General features: G+C 56.4%; 17 protein-coding genes. 4 read left to right on the top strand and 13 right to left on the bottom strand.

Annotation, left to right across the window (positions count from 1 at the left end; translation table 11 throughout):
* Positions 1 to 7: 7 nt before the first annotated feature.
* Positions 8 to 1,018: an XdhC family protein gene (locus HNI00_RS01815; protein ID WP_316790160.1), complete on the bottom strand. Its 1,011-nt coding sequence runs from the start codon at positions 1,016 to 1,018 to the stop codon at positions 8 to 10.
* A 101-nt stretch (positions 1,019 to 1,119) separates the two neighbouring features.
* A complete protein-coding gene (locus HNI00_RS01810; protein WP_316790159.1) occupies positions 1,120 to 2,553 on the bottom strand; it encodes an NCS2 family permease in 1,434 nt (477 codons plus the stop codon).
* 909 nt (positions 2,554 to 3,462) lie between these two features.
* Between HNI00_RS01810 and ebsA the strand changes: the two genes are divergently transcribed.
* From ebsA to msrB, 3 genes are all read left to right on the top strand, one after another.
* On the top strand, positions 3,463 to 3,837 hold the full coding sequence (gene ebsA / locus HNI00_RS01805) for a type IV pilus biogenesis protein EbsA (protein WP_068508424.1): 375 nt from the start codon (positions 3,463 to 3,465) through the stop codon (positions 3,835 to 3,837).
* Positions 3,838 to 3,966: 129 nt separating this feature from the next.
* A complete protein-coding gene (locus HNI00_RS01800) occupies positions 3,967 to 5,055 on the top strand; it encodes a phosphotransacetylase family protein (RefSeq protein ID WP_420156240.1) in 1,089 nt (362 codons plus the stop codon).
* Between the two features lie 114 nt (positions 5,056 to 5,169).
* Positions 5,170 to 5,571, top strand: a complete 402-nt coding sequence (gene msrB / locus HNI00_RS01795) for a peptide-methionine (R)-S-oxide reductase MsrB (RefSeq protein ID WP_297078487.1) — start codon at positions 5,170 to 5,172, stop codon at positions 5,569 to 5,571.
* Positions 5,572 to 5,617: 46 nt separating this feature from the next.
* Here the strand turns inward: msrB and fni are convergent, their stop codons facing one another.
* Positions 5,618 to 6,721, bottom strand: a complete 1,104-nt coding sequence (gene fni / locus HNI00_RS01790) for a type 2 isopentenyl-diphosphate Delta-isomerase (RefSeq protein ID WP_316790153.1) — start codon at positions 6,719 to 6,721, stop codon at positions 5,618 to 5,620.
* 194 nt (positions 6,722 to 6,915) lie between these two features.
* Here fni and HNI00_RS01785 point away from each other — a divergent pair, with 194 nt between their 5' ends.
* Complete coding sequence (locus HNI00_RS01785) at positions 6,916 to 7,173, top strand: hypothetical protein (RefSeq protein WP_316790151.1); 258 nt, start codon at positions 6,916 to 6,918, stop codon at positions 7,171 to 7,173.
* Between the two features lie 23 nt (positions 7,174 to 7,196).
* Here HNI00_RS01785 and HNI00_RS01780 read toward each other — a convergent pair whose 3' ends face one another.
* The 10 genes from HNI00_RS01780 to HNI00_RS01735 all read right to left on the bottom strand — a co-directional run bounded on the left by HNI00_RS01780 (position 7,197) and on the right by HNI00_RS01735 (position 17,744).
* Positions 7,197 to 7,883 (bottom strand): YggS family pyridoxal phosphate-dependent enzyme, encoded by a 687-nt coding sequence (locus tag HNI00_RS01780; RefSeq protein ID WP_316790149.1) that lies wholly within the window; start codon positions 7,881 to 7,883, stop codon positions 7,197 to 7,199.
* Positions 7,884 to 7,974: 91 nt separating this feature from the next.
* A complete protein-coding gene (gene pipX, locus HNI00_RS01775; RefSeq protein WP_316790148.1) occupies positions 7,975 to 8,244 on the bottom strand; it encodes a transcriptional coactivator PipX in 270 nt (89 codons plus the stop codon).
* A gap of 422 nt (positions 8,245 to 8,666) precedes the next feature.
* A complete protein-coding gene (acpS, locus tag HNI00_RS01770; protein WP_316790147.1) occupies positions 8,667 to 9,086 on the bottom strand; it encodes a holo-ACP synthase in 420 nt (139 codons plus the stop codon).
* A gap of 225 nt (positions 9,087 to 9,311) precedes the next feature.
* Positions 9,312 to 10,247 (bottom strand): energy-coupling factor transporter transmembrane component T family protein, encoded by a 936-nt coding sequence (locus HNI00_RS01765; RefSeq protein WP_316790146.1) that lies wholly within the window; start codon positions 10,245 to 10,247, stop codon positions 9,312 to 9,314.
* A gap of 11 nt (positions 10,248 to 10,258) precedes the next feature.
* Positions 10,259 to 11,620: a ribosome biogenesis GTPase Der gene (gene der, locus HNI00_RS01760; RefSeq protein ID WP_316790145.1), complete on the bottom strand. Its 1,362-nt coding sequence runs from the start codon at positions 11,618 to 11,620 to the stop codon at positions 10,259 to 10,261.
* 180 nt (positions 11,621 to 11,800) lie between these two features.
* On the bottom strand, positions 11,801 to 12,526 hold the full coding sequence (locus HNI00_RS01755; RefSeq protein WP_316790143.1) for a DnaJ domain-containing protein: 726 nt from the start codon (positions 12,524 to 12,526) through the stop codon (positions 11,801 to 11,803).
* 84 nt (positions 12,527 to 12,610) lie between these two features.
* The gene (cysK, locus tag HNI00_RS01750) at positions 12,611 to 13,576 is read right to left on the bottom strand and encodes a cysteine synthase A (protein ID WP_316790141.1); all 966 of its coding nucleotides are present in this window, start codon (positions 13,574 to 13,576) and stop codon (positions 12,611 to 12,613) included.
* Positions 13,577 to 13,619: 43 nt separating this feature from the next.
* Positions 13,620 to 14,057: an Rrf2 family transcriptional regulator gene (locus HNI00_RS01745; RefSeq protein WP_172358605.1), complete on the bottom strand. Its 438-nt coding sequence runs from the start codon at positions 14,055 to 14,057 to the stop codon at positions 13,620 to 13,622.
* A 167-nt stretch (positions 14,058 to 14,224) separates the two neighbouring features.
* Positions 14,225 to 15,829 (bottom strand): iron uptake porin, encoded by a 1,605-nt coding sequence (locus tag HNI00_RS01740; RefSeq protein WP_316790138.1) that lies wholly within the window; start codon positions 15,827 to 15,829, stop codon positions 14,225 to 14,227.
* A gap of 298 nt (positions 15,830 to 16,127) precedes the next feature.
* Positions 16,128 to 17,744 (bottom strand): iron uptake porin, encoded by a 1,617-nt coding sequence (locus HNI00_RS01735; protein WP_316790135.1) that lies wholly within the window; start codon positions 17,742 to 17,744, stop codon positions 16,128 to 16,130.
* Positions 17,745 to 17,811 lie beyond the last annotated feature (67 nt).

The following is a 17,811-nucleotide window of genomic DNA, read 5'->3' as shown; positions in this document are numbered from 1 at the left end:
GCGAACGCTAAAGAGGGCTGGCAGACTGGCGGAGGGATGCGGAGAGCGATCGCCCTGTGCCGCCGCGCCGAACCAGGATTAGCTCAGCAGCGATGCTGACGGCAATCTCTTCTGGAGTGAGGGCACCGATGTCTAACCCGATGGGGGCGTAGATAGTTTGCAATTTGCCAGGATCAATGCCGCGCTGGGCGATCGCCTGATAGACCTGGCGCACACGCTTTTCGCTGCCAATCATACCCAGGTAGAAACAGGGCAAATTGCGGCTTAGCAAACAGTCCAGCGCCTCTAGGTCATATTGGTAGCCGCGAGTCACCAGGGCGGCATAAAGCTGGGGATGAGGCGCTAGCTGGCGCAGAGCGCTGGCAATCGGCTCGGCAAAGATGCGCGTCGCCTGGGGATAGCGGTCGGCGTTGGCCCACTCCGGGCGATCGTCCTGCACCATGACCTGAAAGCCAATGAGAGCGGCGACTTTGGCCAACTGTTCGCCAACGTGGCCTGCGCCGACGATGAGCAGAGCAGGCGGCGGCTGTAGCGTTTCGACAAAGGCAGATTCACTGAGGGCGATCGCCCGTCCATTTCCCAACTCATCGGCCAGGTAGGGCGACTGATCAGGAGCAGGGTCAATAACAAGGGGCGTGACTAGGGTGGCAGGCTGTCCCGACTGGAGGCGATCGCAGATGGACTGGGCCAGGGCGATCGCTCCCTCCCCCTGCCACCGCTCCACCCACACCTGCATCCAGCCGCCGCACACGCCCTGAATCTCGCGGTTTGGCGCACCCGACAGGTCAATTTGCACCCGCTGCTTTTCGCCCGATTGCAGGACGGCTTGCGCGGCGCGAATCACCTTTGCTTCACCCGCCCCGCCGCCAATCGTGCCCCAGATTTGTCCATCTCCCCAAACCAGCATCCGCGCCCCCACCTCCCGCGGCACCGATCCCCGAACCTGGATGACCGTTGCCAGGACAACCGGATGATGCTGCAAAAGGATTGCAAGTTGAGAGAAGCATTGGATAGACATCGGAGCAGTGCTGGAAGGGGTGGAGTCATGGAGTCACAGGGTTAGGGAGTGCTGGAAAGCCACCGTCCCACTCCCCATTCGCCCATTCCTCCATCACCCGATTACTCCGCTGAGCCAAAGCGCAGCGTCATGAAGATAAACCGGGCTACGAAAACCGCCGCCAGAATCCAGGTGGCCAGGCTCACTTCATGGGCTTTGCCCTGGAAGGTCTTGGCCAGGGGATAGGCAATGAAGCCCAGGGAAAGGCCCGTGGCAATGGAGAAGGACAGCGGGATGAAGAAGATCGTGAGGAAGGCGGGAACGGCTTCGGCAGGGTCGGCCCAGCGAATGTCTGCCGCGCCTGCCATCATCAGCACACCCGTAATCACTAGGGCTGGAGTCGTGGCGTAGGCAGGAATCGCCTCAAACAGCGGCACCAGGAAAATCGCCAGGGCAAACAGAAGACCCGTCACCAGGGCCGTAAAGCCTGTGCGGCCGCCCTCGGCCACGCCTGCCGCCGATTCCACGTAGCTGGTGACGGTCGAAGTGCCGACGATCGCCCCGGCCGTTGTACCCACAGCATCCGCCAATAGCGCCTGATTCGTGCGGGGCAGTTCGCCAGTTTCTGTCAAAAAGCCCGCCCGCTTGCCCACGCCCGCCAGCGTACCTACGGTGTCAAACATATCCACAAATAGAAACACCAGCAGCACCGCCAGGAAATCAATCCAGTTACTGCCCGTGACCATGCCCAGCCCGCTAAACGCCTTACCGAACAGATCGACGGGAAACTGGGGTGCGCCAACGATGCCCTTCGGCCAGGGAGACACGCCCAAAATCCAGCCCAGCACCGCCGTTGCCAAAATGCCCCAGAGCAGCGCCCCGCGTACCCGCCGCACCAGGAAGGCCGTCGTCAGGGCAATGCCAAATAGAGCCAGCAGCGCATTGGGATTGCCCAGGGTACCCAGCGTGGTCTTGGTGACGGGACTAGCAGCGATCAGCCCTGCGCCGCCCGTGGCCGGGTCGCCTGCTAGCCCAATGTAGGCGATGAAAAAGCCGATGCCCACAGAGGTCGCCGTTTTCAGCGTCATCGGGATGGCATCGACAATCTGCTTGCGGATGTTGGTAAAGGTCAGAATGATAAAGATGATGCCTTCCACCAGCACTGCCGCCAGAGCTAGCCGCCAGTCGAAGCCCAGCGTCAGCACGACGGAGTAGGCAAAGAAGGCGTTTAGCCCCATGCCAGGAGCCAGGGCAAAGGGATAGTTGGCGATCAGGGCCATGACTAGCGTGGCGATCGCCGCTGAGATTGCCGTCGCAAACACCTGTTCGCCAAACAGATCTCGCGGTTCTTGCAGGAAAATCGCGTCCGACAGGATCAGCGGGTTGACGACCAGGATGTAGGCCATGGTCATGAAAATAGTGAACCCCGCCAGCGTCTCAGTCCGAAAATTTGTGCCGTATTGATCGAACCGAAAAAAGTTTGCCAGCTTTGCCCAAATGCCGCTGTATTGCGGTGTGGGCAGTCTGGGTTCCGACTGGAGAACCTCAGGCTCCATAGTTGATACTCCCTATCGCTTTAACGATGTGATAGTTGGTTGCAATTTCCCTGGTTTTAGATAGCGCAAGGGTGAAGGAGAAACGGAGAGGCGATCGCCTCATAGAGAAGTGAACGAAAAGTGAACAGAGAGATCAAAGTGAAAAAGTCGAGAGAGCAAGCATCGGGCGCATCCCAGTTTTGCAAGTTTGCCCTCATCCCCCAGCCCCTTCTCCAAAAAGGGAGAAGGGGAGTCGGGTTGGAAGTCCCTCTCCCAAAGCGGGAGAGGGATTTAGGGTGAGGGTTGCAAAAGTTACAAAAGTGGGATGCACCCAAAGCGTCCTTGCCTCCGCCCATTCACTTCAGCCCATTCACTTCAGCCCATTCACTTCAGCCCATCTTCCACCCAAAACCCAGCCCAGACAAAACGTGCCCTATGCTACAAATAGGGCTGCTTCAAAATCAGGAATGCTGGCACAAAAGCCTTGCGCTAATCCGGGTCATAAAGCCCTCATGCTAAAGTTGTCGCCCAGAGTCCATTGTGATTTCTGATACATTTTTACTTTTTTTTAGTCTGCCAAGAGTTTTGGCTTGTTGGGATTATTGCGCTTTATTCGATTCCCGTCCCGTGAGCGATTCCAGCTTGACTTGAACTGCTGAACAGGTCGCCACTGGAGGAGCGCTGATTGAGGGCGCGGTCTGGTCTCTCTGCGATTTTTCTCGCAGGCGGTGCTAGCAAAGCGGGGGAACGGGGCATACTGAATCAGTGGTGAATCATTAGTCGTGATCCATTACCCGTTATCCATCTATAGCCGCTGGGGAGGGTGCAAATCTTGGCTAGATCCTGGCGATCGCCCAGCCTGCTATCCCCACGCTGCTGGTTTGCAACGCTTCACCTGCTAACTATTGAGACTCCAAGGACGATTTGAGCATGTCCATCGAGACCCTTCAACCTGCAAATCCTCGCGACGTGAATGTGTACGCACCCTACTATCAGGGCCGCAAGCGCAACGCCCTGCCCCTCGCCATCAGCCTTTATCAAAAGGGCAGCCTGGAAGGATCTCGCAAGATCGAGGGAGGAGAGAGCATTCCGTTTGTGGCCAGCTGGAGCGTGTCGTCGCTGCCTGCTGACCTGACGCGCTGCCGGATGCAGTTCGATGGCAATGCCGAGCTAAGCTATGAAGTCACGCTGGCAAACTTTGAGTTTGTCGATTTTTTAATCGATGTCATTTTTTACTTCAAATCCAACCGGATAGCAGACTTTTCGCAGGGTTTCTACCGCAAGCTGCTGCGTTTGGATGAATAAGCAGGGTTTCTGAACTCGCCTCCCCCCCTTGTGAAAGCAGAGACCTCCTCTACAATGAGGAGAAGTCCGCAGCGGCGGATGGGTCTTGCAGAATACCTGTGTCTTTCAAAGTCTTTCAAAATAAGGTGGGTGGGTGAGTCTGTGCAGTATTTACTCGTTGGGTCTCCCGAAGCGTATAGTGGCAAATCTGCGATTATTCTGGGGCTGGCGCACCTGTTTCAAGAGAGAGGGGTAGATATTGCCTACGGCAAGCCAATGGGGACTTGCCTGAGCGAGTCTGAAGCAGACACGCTAGATGAAGACGTGCGGTTTATTGCCGCAACGCTGAACCTGCCAGAAAGCCGATTGCGCCCCACGCTGCTCTCGCTCGATCCCAACACCATCGCCCGCCGCATTAAGGGCGAAGACTCCACCCACTATCAGCAGGCGCTGGCCGCCTACGGACGAATGCAGGGTGGCAGTTTGGCGCTGCTGGAGGGGCCAGGAACGCTGGACGAAGGCTCTTTGTTTGACCTGACGCTGCCGCAGATGGCGGAGGTGCTGGATGCGCCTGTGCTGCTGGTGTCTCGCTATCACTCTGACCTGGTAGTGGATTCGCTGCTGGCCTCGAAGCGGATGCTGGGCGATCGCCTCCAGGGGGTGCTGCTAAACGACGTGCCGCTGGATCAGGTAGACGCAGTAGATGCCAACGTCCGCTCATTTCTGGAAAGCAAGGGAATTCCAGTGCTGGCGGTGTTGCCCCGGAGTGACTTGCTGCGGAGCGTCAGCGTGGCGGAACTGGTGCATCAGCTCAATGCAGAGGTGCTGTGTCGCCCGGATCGGCTGGATCTCATGGTGGAAAGCTTGAAGATCGGCGCGATGAACGTCAACGCTGCGCTGAAATATTTCCGCAAGTCGCGCAATATGGCGGTGGTCACTGGGGGCGATCGCCCGGATATTCAGCTTGCAGCGCTAGAAACCTCGACCCACTGCCTAATCCTGACGGGGCAGATTCCGCCTACGCCTGCCGTCCTCAGTCGTGCTGAAGACCTAGAAGTGCCCATTCTCTCGGTGGATCTGGACACGCTGACCACGGTGGAAATTATCGATCGCACCTTTGGCCAGGTTCGCCTGCACGAATCCATCAAGGTGCAGCATATTCGCCAGTTGATGCAGAGCCACTTCGACCTAGAGCGGCTGATGCGATCGCTCGGTCTGGAGCCAGTAGCCACGGCCTAGGGGTTCCTGTCATATGGTTCCTGTCATATCCAGTTTGCCCTGGTTCGATGCAGCCAGTCCTGCCCCGAAAGCTTTACACAGCTTTACAATGGAAGCAGGATTGAGGGAATCGTTATGGCAGAAAAAATCGTCAAGTCCGACGCTGAGTGGAAAGCGCAGCTCACGCCGGAGCAGTATCACGTCACTCGCAAAAAGGGCACCGAACGCGCCTTCACCGGGGCCTATCACAACAACAAGGCTCCCGGCATTTACAAGTGCGTCTGCTGCGGCACGCCGCTGTTTAGCTCCGAAACCAAGTTTGACTCTGGCACGGGCTGGCCGAGCTATTGGGCCCCACTGGCGGCCGAAAACGTGGGCTATGAAGAAGACAACAGCTTCTTTATGCGCCGGGTCGAAGTCCACTGCGAAACCTGTGGCGCACATCTCGGCCACGTCTTCAACGACGGCCCCGCGCCTACGGGAATGCGCTATTGCATCAACTCCGCTTCGCTGACCTTTGAAGAAAAGTCGGAGTAGGTTCGCGGCGTGGGAATGGGGAACCGCGGAATTGGGGGGGATTACATCACTCCATGCCTGACCCCGCTTTGACTAAGATCCCCGGCTCTCGCAAATCCCGCAATGCAGCGCTGCCCGTGCAAAGCAGGACGGTGTTGAGTTCTGCAATCAGGGCTTCGATCAGTTCATCTAGGGCTGCGTCGGAGTCGGCGGCGGCTTGCAGGAAGGGGAGGGCAAGTCCGCCCAGGTCTGCCCCCAAGGCGATCGCCTTGGCCACGTCCAGCCCGTTTCGCAGGCCGCCAGAGGCGATCAGGGGAACCTGGGGGGCGATTGCCCGGATTGAGGTAATGCAGTCGGCGGTGGGGATGCCCCAGTTTGCAAAGGTATTGCCCAGCCGCCGCTGGAGCGGGTCTTGGGCGCGTTCGCTCTCCACCCGGGCCCAAGAGGTTCCTCCCGCCCCCGCTACGTCAATTGCCCCAATGCCACAGTCCACGAGCCGTTGCGCCATTCGCGCAGAGATGCCGTTGCCCACTTCTTTGGCAATCACGGGCACGGGCAGGGCGTGGCACAGCGCCGCGATTTTGTCGAACAGGCCCCGAAAGTTGCGATCGCCCCGCGTTTGCACACACTCTTGCAGGGGGTTCAGGTGCAGCACCAGCGCGTCCGCCTGGAGCCAGTCCACCACGCGCAGACACTCCTCCACACCATAGGTATAGTTCAACTGCACTGCGCCCAGGTTGGCAAATAGCAGAATATCCGGCGCAACGGAGCGCACGGCAAAGGTAGACACCACCTCTGGATTTTCGATGGCCACGCGCTGCGACCCCACGCCCATCGCCAGTCCGTGCCGCTGCGCCGCCGCCGCCAGCCGCAGGTTGATCACTCGCGCTAGGTCTGTGCCGCCTGTCATTGAAGAAATCAGCAGCGGAGCCGTCAGCGCCTTGCCCAAAAAGGTTGTATGCAAGTTCAAATCAGCCGGAGCCAGTTCTGGCAAACAGCAGTGGGTAAATCGATAGCGCTCTAGCCCCGTGGTGAGGTGCGACTGGACGTTTTCCTCCAGGCAGACGCGGATGTGTTCGGCTTTTCGGGCTTGGGTGGCGATCGCCTGCTCGGAAGGGGCACTGAGGGCTTGGGCAGGGGCAGGAGAAAGGGAATCAATCGGTCGCGTCATGCTGAATGGAATGCGGCTTTTGCATTAGCTAGTGTGCCATGCGATCGCCCTTCCACTGGCATCTTCATGAAAAACGAAATATGATCGCTGGCCGGGTAGGACACTGCTCCAGGGGCATCGATTGAGACGGACTGTTTTGTCTACGGCGTTTGTCTACGGCTCGCAGACGGTTTCTCACACAAGGAGCTATTCCTATGCCCCGGTTTTCGCTAAAGCGGGCGATCGCTCTCTGGCTGATCGTATCAGCCGCCCTCCTAGCGCTCACGCTCAGCCAATCTCCCTACAGCGGTCAATATGTCGTCAATATGTCAATGTCAATATGTAGACCCCTCGACAGTAAACCCCTCGGCATTGTTGAGATTCAACCCAGCGCTGGCCCGACTCTTTATTTGCATCACCGCATTTCGACATTGAGACACCGACTCAGTTTCATTAACACTCAGTTTCATTAACAAAGATTGAGTCAGCGCGATAATCAAGTTTCGGTTCGTTCGCCAAACAAGACCCGACCCAGCCGGATGATGGTGGCTCCGGCTTCGACCGCCAGGGGATAGTCTTCTGACATTCCCATCGACAGTTCTTCCATTCGGATCGTTTTGAGGGTTTGATGGCGAATTTTTTCGGCCAGTTCGCGAGTTTGCAAAAACACCGATTTTGTCACGTCTGGATCGAGTCCGTAGGGCGGAATCGTCATCAGCCCCACGATGTCCAAATGCTGACAGTCGTCGAGCAGGGGCAAGTCAGCCAACAGTTCTGGAACTGTCCAGCCAAATTTATTGGGGTCAGGGAGAATTTTAACCTGGAGGCAGACGCGCGGGCGGGTGGGGCGATCGCCCGCTAGCTGATTGAGGCGCTGGGCCAGCTTGAGGCTGTCTACGGAGTGAATCCAGTGAAAATGGTCGAGGACTTTGGCGGCTTTGTTGCTTTGCAAATGCCCGATGAGGTGCCAGGTTACATCGCTCAAGTCTTGCAGTTCGGCTTGTTTGGCGATCGCCTCTTGCAGCCGACTTTCGCCAAAGTCGCGGATGCCTGCGGCATAGGCCGCCCGCATTGCATCGGGAGACACTTGCTTGGTAACTGCCATCAGCCGCACCCGATCGGGCAGCGTTTGACGAATTTGATGAATCGTTTGGGCGATCGCCTCAGGCGCAGCAGCACTCATGCCCATCTCTTCTGACGTGGACTCAAGGAATCATCAAATCTGCACAAATCTGCAAATTTGCAGAGGTTCCGCACAGGGTTAACGGAGCGAATTACTGAAAGGTCTGTTTATAAACCAGTTGCAATGCCGCATACTCCGCTTCACTGCCGCTGCGTCGCAGACCCCGCAGACGATTCTCCAGCAAAATGCGGGCATCTGAGCGACTTATCGGCTCAAACTGTAAGCCCTCTGACGAGGCCGTCACCAAAAAGAACAGCCGCTGCGCGTAGAGCGTCGCAAACAGATCTTGATTTGCGGTAACTTCGCAAACTTGATAGAGCAACCCAAAGGTTGGGTGATTCAGGTAGGATTCGCGACTCATTCGAGTTGCATTGGCTCCTGATGGCGGGGCGGATAGCGATTGAGCGAATTTCATAAATTGTTGAAGGATGACAGCAGAGTAGCAGAGTGCGGAACGACAGAGAAGCGCAACTTTCAGGAGGTTTTGGATAGCTGCTAAGAGTCTTGGCTAAGAGTCTTGGCTGAGAGTTTTGGCTGAGAGTTTTGGCTAAGACTTTTAGCTTAAGGGATTCGGTAAAAATCCTGCCTCAAACGCTCAACCGAAAAGCCTCATCAACAGTCTTGTTCCAACAGGTGATGCAGACAGCAGGTGATGTAGACAGCAGGTGATGCAGACAGCCCGACTGCACGGTTTCGCTGCTGACGATAAGACCCAGGTGAAGAGGTTTGGCTCAGTAAACCTGCCCAGGTAACGTTAACCAGGCGGCGTTGACCCGATGCCTCCTATTTCGCCCTATGGCCCAGAAACATTGCCGTGGCGATCGCATACTCTCCATCATGGCTCAGGCTGAGTTGCCAGTTGCCGCCACCCACACAAGCCGCCCATTGGGCTGCTGTGCCGTGTAGACAAACCGTTGGCGCACCGTTTCCTTGCCGCCGAATTTCGACATCGGTATAGCGAATTCCCCGCCAGCCCGTGCCCATTGCTTTGACGACTGCCTCTTTTGCTGCCCATCGTCCTGCCAGTCTGGCAATGCCAACCTGATTTTCGATGGCTTGGGCGCAGGCTTGCCAATAGTCTTGCTGCTCGATAGCAGTGTAGACCTTCTTCAAAAAGCGATCGCCAAAACGGTCAATTAACGCCCTGATTCGAGGAATATGGACAATATCCGTCCCTAGAGAGATGTTTGGAGAGATGTTCAATCGTGCCTCAAAATGCATTCACAGTAATACTGTATGCTAGTTTGTATAGTAGCGCTACAAAAACAAGTTTTCTTTAAGTTTTTATCGGCAGGTTAAGACATTTCTCACGGGGTTAGCACGCGGGGTTAGCACACGGGATTGCAAGAGCTTGGGGACCTGTCTCAACGTTCCGGCGCTCTGCCCCCGTTAGCTATCCCCGTTAGCTATCCCCGTTAGCTGCCCCCGTTAGCTGCCCCAGCGGATGCGGGCAAGGATGAATAGCACCAACGCAGCGATCGCCAGCCAGTCGAGCCAAAACACGCGAAACTGATGCCACTTCACCTGATGGCGGTTGGGACTGGTAAAGCCTCGCACCTGCATGGCACTGGCAATCTGGGTGGCGCGAACCAGCAGGTTATCCACTAGGCGTTCTGCGACGGTGAGGGCGACTTGGGAACTGCCCCGAAACCCCAGCTTTCGCCAGTTGATGGCGCGGGTTCGCACGGAGCGGATTAGGTTTTGAATTTCCTCTAGCACCAGCGGAATAAAGCGTAGCGAGAGCGTGAGCGTCAGCACGATTTCGGTGACGGGAATGCCAAACCGTCCGAGTGGTCTTAGCAAACTCTCCAGCCCAGCGGTAATTTCTTCTGGCGCGGTGGTCAGCAAAAACAGGTTCGTACTGACCAGCAGCGTGAAAACCAGCGTGCCGACTCGGATGCCCAGATTGAGCGATCGCCGCGTGACGCGCAGCGGCCCTGCCTGAAGCAGCACATACTGATAGCCATTGCCCAGGTTCAGCGTTATGGGTGCATCCTCCCCGACGGACGGAGTTGCAGATGAAGGCGACGGAGGCACCGTGATGCTTAGCTCGTCCGCAGGAGTGCGCGGCTGATGAGTAACCGTCAACCCGTCAGGCACAACCAGCGTCACCAAAAACAGCAGCAGGCTAAATCCTGCCGCCAGCCCGACCTGTCGCTTCCAGACGCGCAGCGGCAGCAGCGTACTCACCATCAGCGCCAGCAGCCAGCCCACCAGCGACAGCCGCCAGTAGGGGGTTGCGGCGATCGGGGTTAGCACAAACGCCATCAGCCAGGCCGCCTTGACGCGGGGATCAAGCCGATGCAGCCAGGTGATGGGTTGCTCCAGATATAGCCCGATGGGGAGCGATCGCAGCAGATCCATAGCCGTTCCGCTTACACCTTCGTCGCTCGGTTTGCAGAGCCGCGCTCCACCTCTCGCAGCTTTTTGCCTCGCCAAAAGAAGCGAACTGGCGTACCCACAAAGCCGAGCGACTGGCGAAACTGGCGCTCAATATAGCGGCGATAGTTGTCGTTAAACAGGTTGGGATCGTTGACAAACAGGGCGATCGCCGGAGGTTGCGTACTCACCTGCGTACCGTAGTAGATCTTGCCCTGGCGACCCTGGCGGGTGGTCGGCGGCGAGTGCCAGTTGCCCGCTTCCTCCAGCACTTCGTTAATCACCGAGGTCGAAACGCGGCGGCGATGCTGCTCGGCAGCCCGGTTCACCAGTTCCAAAATCTTCTCCACCCGCTGCCCGGTCATCGCGCTGACAAAAATCGTCTCTGCCCAGTTGGTAAAGTGCAGCCGATCTTCCAGATGCCGCTGGTATTCGTAAATCGTGTGGGAATCTTTTTCAATCGCGTCCCATTTATTGATCACCACAACGCAGGCCCGCCCATCATCGGCAATGCGTCCAGCCAGCTTCTGATCCTGCTCCGTCACGCCGTCGATTGCGTCGATCACCAGCAGCACCACATCCGCCCGCCGAATCGCCTTAAAGGCTCGGTTGATCCCAAAGAATTCTGGGCCATATTCCACCTGCTTTTTCTTGCGGATGCCTGCGGTGTCGATGAGTCGATAGCGCTGTCCGTTGCGCTCGACCTGCATGTCGATCGCGTCGCGAGTGGTGCCTGAAATGGGGCTGACGATCGCCCGCTTTTCTCCCACAAATGCATTCAGCAGACTGGACTTGCCGACATTTGGCCGCCCCACAATCGCCACCCGAATCTCATCGGTTTCTTCAATCTGATCCGTCGGCGGCAAAAAAGTAATGAGTTTATCCAGCAGATCCCCCGTGCCGCTGCCATGAATCGCCGACACAGGATGAGGCTCGCCCAGCCCCAAGCTCCAAAATTCCGCTGCCTGAATCAGCCCTTGCTCCACCGATTCGCATTTGTTGACCGCTAGCAGCACGGGAACGGACTGTTGCCGCAGCCAGGAGGCGATCGCCTCGTCGGCCGCCGTCACGCCCGCCTGCCCGTCTACTACCATCACCGCCACGCTTGCTTCGGCCAGCGCCGCCATGGCCTGCTCTCGAATCAGCGGCAAAAATTCTGTATCATCATCAAACACCAGCCCGCCGGTATCCACCACCAGAAAATCGCGGTCATTCCAAAAGGCTGGCTTGTACGTGCGATCGCGCGTCACTCCTGGCTCATCATGCACAATCGCATCCCGCACCTCCGCCAGTCGGTTGACAAAGGTAGACTTGCCCACGTTTGGGCGGCCAATAATGGCGACAATCGGGAGTGACATGGGAAGGAGCAGGGTTGGCAGTTAGGGACTGGTTCAGCCTTGATCCCGCAACCCAAATTGACACAGCTTTTCTATTGTGACGCACAACCGGGGGATCAGGGGTCAGGACTTACGGACTTGAAACCGATCGACCCGAAACCATAATCAAGGGGGAACTCTGGGGGTTCTTGATTTTTGCTTTTACCCAATTCGCTTCACTGCTGCCTGCGCGTCCCGCTTCAGCCCTTTGGCAATCCGAAATAATTCCTTACCCGTGTGCAAATACTGCTCGTTGTAGCTAGTGACAAATCGCTCTAGCTCATCGATGCCATCTCCCACTTGGCTCAGGCAATAGAACAAATCAGCGGCGACCTTTGCCGTGCTGGGCGGGTTCGACATGGACTTAAACGTAGTCTGCGCCTTGTGTAGCAAGTCGCGGGATTCATCCAGATACGCCTGAAACGCCTCCAGCAACTCGTCATCAAACGGATCATAGGCAAGATCATCCAGCTGCTCTTTGAGCGGATTCAAAATTTTAGATAACAGCCGATTGACGGGCTGATAAACCCGGTGGAGCCATTGCTTAATCTGCTCGTCATCGTCTTGCCCGGTCTGGCGCTGTTGATAGCGGCGCTGGGCCTCGGCGGTGCGCTGTTGGCGGCTGCTTGTCGATTCTTCGTAAACGTCAAAACCCGCCGCTTTCAGCCGTTCTGCATCGTGCAACTGCTGATCATAGGTGCGGCGACGCTGGGGATCGCCCAGCACTTCGTAGGCGGCATTGATGGTTGCAATCTGATCGTGCCCGTCTAGTTCGGGATTGCGATCCGGATGAAACTGTTTCACCAGACGGCGATAGGACTGCTTGATCTCAGCCTGGGTCGCCGTCTGGTGAACGTCCAGAGTTTTATAGTGGTCTTGCTGCTGCATACGCCTATTGTAAGGCGTGTATAAGGCGCGTCCTTGAGCGACTTAGGTCGAGACCCAGAGAAACTCAGAGAGACTCAGAGAGACTCAGGCGCTCAGCGAACCAGACGCAACCAGTTCTGGATCTTGGAAGAGGGGGGTGCTGAGATAGCGCTCACCAAAGCTGGGCTGAATCACCACAATGAGCTTGTTGGCGTTTTCGGGACGCTGGCCCACTTTGATTGCAGCCGCCAATGCTGCGCCGCTGGAAATCCCAGAGAGCAACCCTTCTTCGCGGGCCAGCCGACGACCAAAGGCGATCGCCTCTTCATCCGTTACGGTCACCACTTCATCGATAATTCCTGTATTCAACACCTGCGGCACAAAGCCCGCGCCAATGCCCTGGATCTTGTGGGGGCCGGGGCGACCACCCGACAGCACCGGACTGTTGGCGGGTTCAACGGCGATCGCCCGAAATCCTGGCTTCTTCTCTTTCAGCACTTCGGCCACACCCGTCAGCGTACCGCCCGTCCCGACACCAGAGACTAGAATATCCACCGCACCATCGGTGTCCTGCCAGATTTCTAGCGCCGTCGTGTCTCGATGAATTTGGGGATTCGCCGGATTGCTAAACTGTTGCAGCATATAGGCATCCGGCAACATGGCGACGATCTGCTGCGCCCGCTGGATACAGCCACTCATGCCCTCGATTCCGGGCGTTAGCTCCAGTTCCGCCCCAAACGCCCGCAGCATCGCCCGCCGCTCCGAACTCATCGTGTCCGGCATCGTCAGGATCAGCCGATAGCCCTTTGCCGCCGCCGCCATTGCCAGCGCAATCCCCGTATTCCCGGAGGTCGGCTCCACCAAAACGGTCTTGCCCGGCTCAATCTTGCCTGCCTGTTCCGCCGCTTCAATCATGCTGATGCCAATGCGGTCTTTGACTGAAGCAGACGGATTCATGCCCTCTAGCTTCACCACAATCTGCGCGACGCACCCTTCCGCCTGAGGAATCCGGTTCAACCGCACTAGCGGCGTACCGCCAATCAACTGAGTAATGTTCTGAGCAATTCGCATGGTTAGATTCAGTCCAAGTTTTAGATGGATTAAATGAGATGGATTAGATGTAGTACATAATGTCTAGACGGCGGCGAGCCTCGCGCTTGTCAGCCAGATCCTGCAAGGTCTGTTTTTGCAACACTGCATCGGCAGCTTGCCCCGCCTCCTGCCACACCTCCCAAATCACCATTCCCTCGACGGTTTTTGTATCACGTCTTGCATCGGTGGTCTGCGCGTCTTGTCCCTCAATGCAGTTCACCACTTCCAGTAAGCTAATCTTCCAGGGTTCTCGTGCTAGCACATAACCGCCCTTCGCTCCCCGCTGGCTCCGCACCAGCCCCCCACGCCTCAGCGTGGCCAGCAGTTGCTCTAGATAGCGGTCTGGAATGTTTTGCTCTGCGGCAATTTGGCGAATTTGCAGCGGCTCTCCACTGCTGTAGTGGTTCGTCAATTCCAGAAGTGCCAGCAGGGCATACTCAGTCTTACAGGAAAGTTCCACGAGCTCATCAAAAATCAGTAGCTTCCTCAGTATACCCCGGTTCTCCACCGGGGTTTTGGTTTTTCTTGGATTCAACTGCCCAAAATAAAAGACCCCGCCGAAGCAGGGTCTTTCCAGTACTCATCGAAACTGATCAACAGGACATAAGCCCTGATGAAACCTGAACTCTAGAAGCGGAAGGAAGTCCGCAGCACTGGAATGATAGCATCGTCGCCCGTGTCGGCAATGTTGCTGACAAAAATCACGCCGGGAGTCAGAGAGATGTTGTCAGATACCGGGAAGCGATAGAACACCTCAGCATGGAACGAGGTGCCAGTGTTGAAGGGAGAGAAGTTACCCAAGGTAGAGTTGCCGAAGGAACCCTGGTAAGGAGGCACGCCAGCAATGATACCCAGCAAGCTACCCTCTACACCCAGGTCGCCAATACCCAGCGTGAGAGCGTAGGACCAAGCCTCGCCATCACCCCGGAAAGCTAGAGGCCCAGCAAAGGTGCGGGTATCAACGTACATACCCCAACCGCCAATGGTGAAGGTATCCGACAAACCAAACTCAAAGCTGATACCGTAGCCGTTGTAAACAGAAGGCGAGAAGGTACCCAAGCTGTTCGGCTCAGAGATGTAGCTGTTGACGTAGGTCAGCGCCACAGTCAAGTCGCCAGGCGAGAAGGTCAACTGACCAAAAGCGGTGTAGTCGCCATTGAACAGACCTGCGCCGTTCGAGGGGTTGTTGCCTTCGCCTGTCAGGTAGCCCAGACCCAGTTGGAAGGCATCGCTCAGGTCAAAGGTCAAGCCAAAACCGATGTTCTGAGCAGCACCACCCAGGTCATAGATCGGGTTGTAGCCAAAGTAAGACAGCGAACCTTGCTCACCATCATCAAAAGAACTAACCGAGGTGACGATATCAGAAATACCTTGACCGCGAGCGCCCAGATAGACCGTCGCAGGCCCAAGGGGGAAGTAATACTCCAAACGAGGAACGGTTACGTTGAAGCCACCACCGCTGTCGAAGGAGAAGTCAGTTTGCTCGGTGTAATCTTGGCTAACCGGAGAGATTTGAGCGCTTGGAACTGCGTTGAAATCAACGAAGTTACCAGCCTGCAGGCGAGTTCTCAGACGATCTCTGCCCGTAAAGCTAGTGTCAAAGTTCAAACGAACGCGGCTCTGGAACACCGTGTTGTTTGCGTCTTCGATCGAGCTGCTGCCAAAGATGTCAGAGAAGGCAAAGACTGCTCGACCGTTCAAGCGGGTGGTGGTGGAGAACTGGTTGGCTTGCAGTTCTTCGACCGCCGCTTCCAGAGCATCTACACGTCCGCGCAGCACTGCTAGCTCAGCCGCGAACTCACGCTGGAGGGCTTCAATCCGAGCTAGGGCTTCTGGGTCAAGGCTTTCCAGACGACCCACCACTGCATCCAAGCAGGAAGCCAGACCCGCAGCGAACTCGTAACGGGTCATTGCCCGACCACCGCGATAGGTGCCATCGGGATACCCTTCCAAGCAGTCCAGACCACCTTGCGCTTCGGAGTTGGCTAGGTAGGCCAGCGCTTCATAAGCCCAGTCTCCGGGGCTGACATCAGAAAACTCGGTCACCGAGGTCACTTGGGCCAGAGAGCCACTGCTGCGACCTTCGTTGCTGTACTGCATCACTTGATCGAGGGTTGCCACGGAAGGCTCAGACTGTACCTGAGCGCTGGCAGGGGCGATCGCAGAGACCAGTGCAGCTCCCAAAACTGCTGGAGTTACCAGCAAAGAGTTCCAAAGAACCTTTGACAGCATTGCTTTTGTCCTCACACCTAGAATAAAGAACTCGCAATCAATAATCGTTATAACATCGACTGCTCAAGACTTCTACCCGAACAACACGGAGAAATCTGCGTAGCCAGTGAGAAATCTTTTACAACGACAATTGCTAACTTTACAGATTGCACTCACTCAAACACCACTCAGTGTAGCAGGTACTTCCCGATTTGGCTTGAGTGATCTAGGTTAAGGAACGGTGAAGTGTGGATGCCCTGTAGCTAACTTGAGCCCTAAACCAAGTTAGTAAACCAAGCAAGCTACAGGGTTGGAACAACTAGAATCGGAAGGATGTGCGAAGGACGGGGATGAAAAGGTCGCTGCCTGTGTCTGCAACATCGGTCACAAAGATGACTCCTGGAGTGAAGGAGATGTTGTCTGACACATTAAAGCGATAGAACACTTCGGCATGGAAGGAACCACCCGTGTTAGTCAGCCCACTACCACCGCCACCCGGGCCAAAAGAGCCTTGATAAGGTGGCACACCGGCAATTACCCCCAGCAAGCTACCCCGCGCACCCAAGTCACGCAAGCCCAGCGTTAAGGCGTAGGACCAGGCTTCGCCATCCCCTCGGAAGTCTAGAGGCCCGGCGAAGGTACGAGTGTCCGTATACATTCCCCAGCCACCGATGAAGAAGGCATCCGTCAGTCCTAGCTCAAAACTGATGCCGTAGCTGTTATACACTGACGGTGAAAAAATACCTGTCGCAACCTGATGAGAACTGTAGACGTTGGTGTAGGTTAAACCCAGCTTTAAGGTGCCGGGAGTGAATGTCAACTGACCAAAAGCGGTGTAGCCACCATCGAATAGACCCGCCCGCTCAGCCGGATCGTTCCCTCGCCCTGTGAGATAGCCCAGCCCAAGTTGGAGATCATCAGATAGGTCGAGGGTGACTCCAAAGCCAATACGCTGCTCGTTCTTGCCGAGGTCATAGATGGGATTGCGATTAAAAGATGACAAAGCACCTTGTTCCCCGCTGTCCAAAGAGCTAATAGTGGGCACAATGTCTGAAATCCGCTGCCCCTGCGCTCCTAGATAGACCTGGCCGATACCGATGGGGAAACGATACTCGAGGCGATCCACAGCAACGGCAAAGTCACCACCGCTGTCGAAGGAAAAGTCGCCGTACTCATCAAAGAAGCGCGTGTTGGATGCCTCGGTTGCGGGAGTGATAAAGATCCCCGGAACATTAACAAAGTCCCTGAAGTTACCGCCCTGCAAACGAGTCAGCAATCGATCTTGACCGGTAAAGCTAGTGTTGAAGGCCAAGCGAACACGGCTCTGGAAGACGGTGTTGTTGGCATCCTCAAATACACTGTCACCGAAAGCGTCCGAGAAGGCAAAGATAGCAGTTCCGCTCAGGCGAGTGGTGGTGGAGAACTGGTTGGCTTGCAGTTCTTCGACCGCCGCTTCCAGCGCATCTACACGCCCACGCAGCACTGCTAGCTCAGCCGCGAACTCACGCTGAAGGGCTTCAATCCGAGCTAGGGCTTCTGGGTCGAGGCTTTCCAGACGACCCACCACTGCATCCAAGCAGGAAGCCAGACCCGCAGCGAACTCGTAACGGGTCATTGCCCGACCACCGCGATAGGTGCCATCGGGATACCCTTCCAAGCAGTCCAGACCCCCCTGCGCTTCGGAGTTGGCCAGGTAGGCTAGCGCTTCATAGGCCCAGTCTCCAGGGCTGACATCAGAAAACTCAGTCACCGAGGTCACTTGGGCCAGAGCGCCACTGCTGCGACCTTCGTTGCTGTACTGCATCACTTGATCGAGGGTTGCCACGGAAGGCTCAGACTGTACCTGAGCGCTGGCAGGGGCGATCGCAGAGACCAGTGCAGCTCCCAAAACTGCTGGAGTTACCAGCAAAGAGTTCCAAAGAACCTTTGACAGCATTGCTTTTGTCCTCACACCTTGATTGTCCAAACGTTATCGTTCTGAGATAGATAAGAATAATTAGCAT

Source organism: Thermoleptolyngbya oregonensis NK1-22 (assembly GCF_032705245.1).
GTDB lineage: Bacteria > Cyanobacteriota > Cyanobacteriia > Elainellales > Elainellaceae > Thermoleptolyngbya > Thermoleptolyngbya sichuanensis.
The sequence above is the reverse complement of the archived record's forward strand: the minus strand, read 5'-3'. Positions and strand labels throughout refer to the sequence as shown.

Excerpts from the sequence above, each read along its gene's own strand:
- HNI00_RS01740 (WP_316790138.1), bottom strand. The coding sequence starts at position 15,829 with ATGCTGTCAAAGGTTCTTTGGAACTCTTTGCTGGTAACTCCAGCAGTT.
- HNI00_RS01735 (WP_316790135.1), bottom strand. The coding sequence starts at position 17,744 with ATGCTGTCAAAGGTTCTTTGGAACTCTTTGCTGGTAACTCCAGCAGTT.
- msrB (WP_297078487.1), top strand. The coding sequence starts at position 5,170 with ATGGCAGAAAAAATCGTCAAGTCCGACGCTGAGTGGAAAGCGCAGCTC.
- fni (WP_316790153.1), bottom strand. The coding sequence starts at position 6,721 with ATGACGCGACCGATTGATTCCCTTTCTCCTGCCCCTGCCCAAGCCCTC.
- pipX (WP_316790148.1), bottom strand. The coding sequence starts at position 8,244 with ATGAGTCGCGAATCCTACCTGAATCACCCAACCTTTGGGTTGCTCTAT.
- HNI00_RS01780 (WP_316790149.1), bottom strand. The coding sequence starts at position 7,883 with ATGAGTGCTGCTGCGCCTGAGGCGATCGCCCAAACGATTCATCAAATT.
- ebsA (WP_068508424.1), top strand. The coding sequence starts at position 3,463 with ATGTCCATCGAGACCCTTCAACCTGCAAATCCTCGCGACGTGAATGTG.
- der (WP_316790145.1), bottom strand. The coding sequence starts at position 11,620 with ATGTCACTCCCGATTGTCGCCATTATTGGCCGCCCAAACGTGGGCAAG.
- HNI00_RS01815 (WP_316790160.1), bottom strand. The coding sequence starts at position 1,018 with ATGTCTATCCAATGCTTCTCTCAACTTGCAATCCTTTTGCAGCATCAT.
- cysK (WP_316790141.1), bottom strand. The coding sequence starts at position 13,576 with ATGCGAATTGCTCAGAACATTACTCAGTTGATTGGCGGTACGCCGCTA.
- HNI00_RS01765 (WP_316790146.1), bottom strand. The coding sequence starts at position 10,247 with ATGGATCTGCTGCGATCGCTCCCCATCGGGCTATATCTGGAGCAACCC.
- HNI00_RS01785 (WP_316790151.1), top strand. The coding sequence starts at position 6,916 with ATGCCCCGGTTTTCGCTAAAGCGGGCGATCGCTCTCTGGCTGATCGTA.
- HNI00_RS01755 (WP_316790143.1), bottom strand. The coding sequence starts at position 12,526 with ATGCAGCAGCAAGACCACTATAAAACTCTGGACGTTCACCAGACGGCG.
- HNI00_RS01810 (WP_316790159.1), bottom strand. The coding sequence starts at position 2,553 with ATGGAGCCTGAGGTTCTCCAGTCGGAACCCAGACTGCCCACACCGCAA.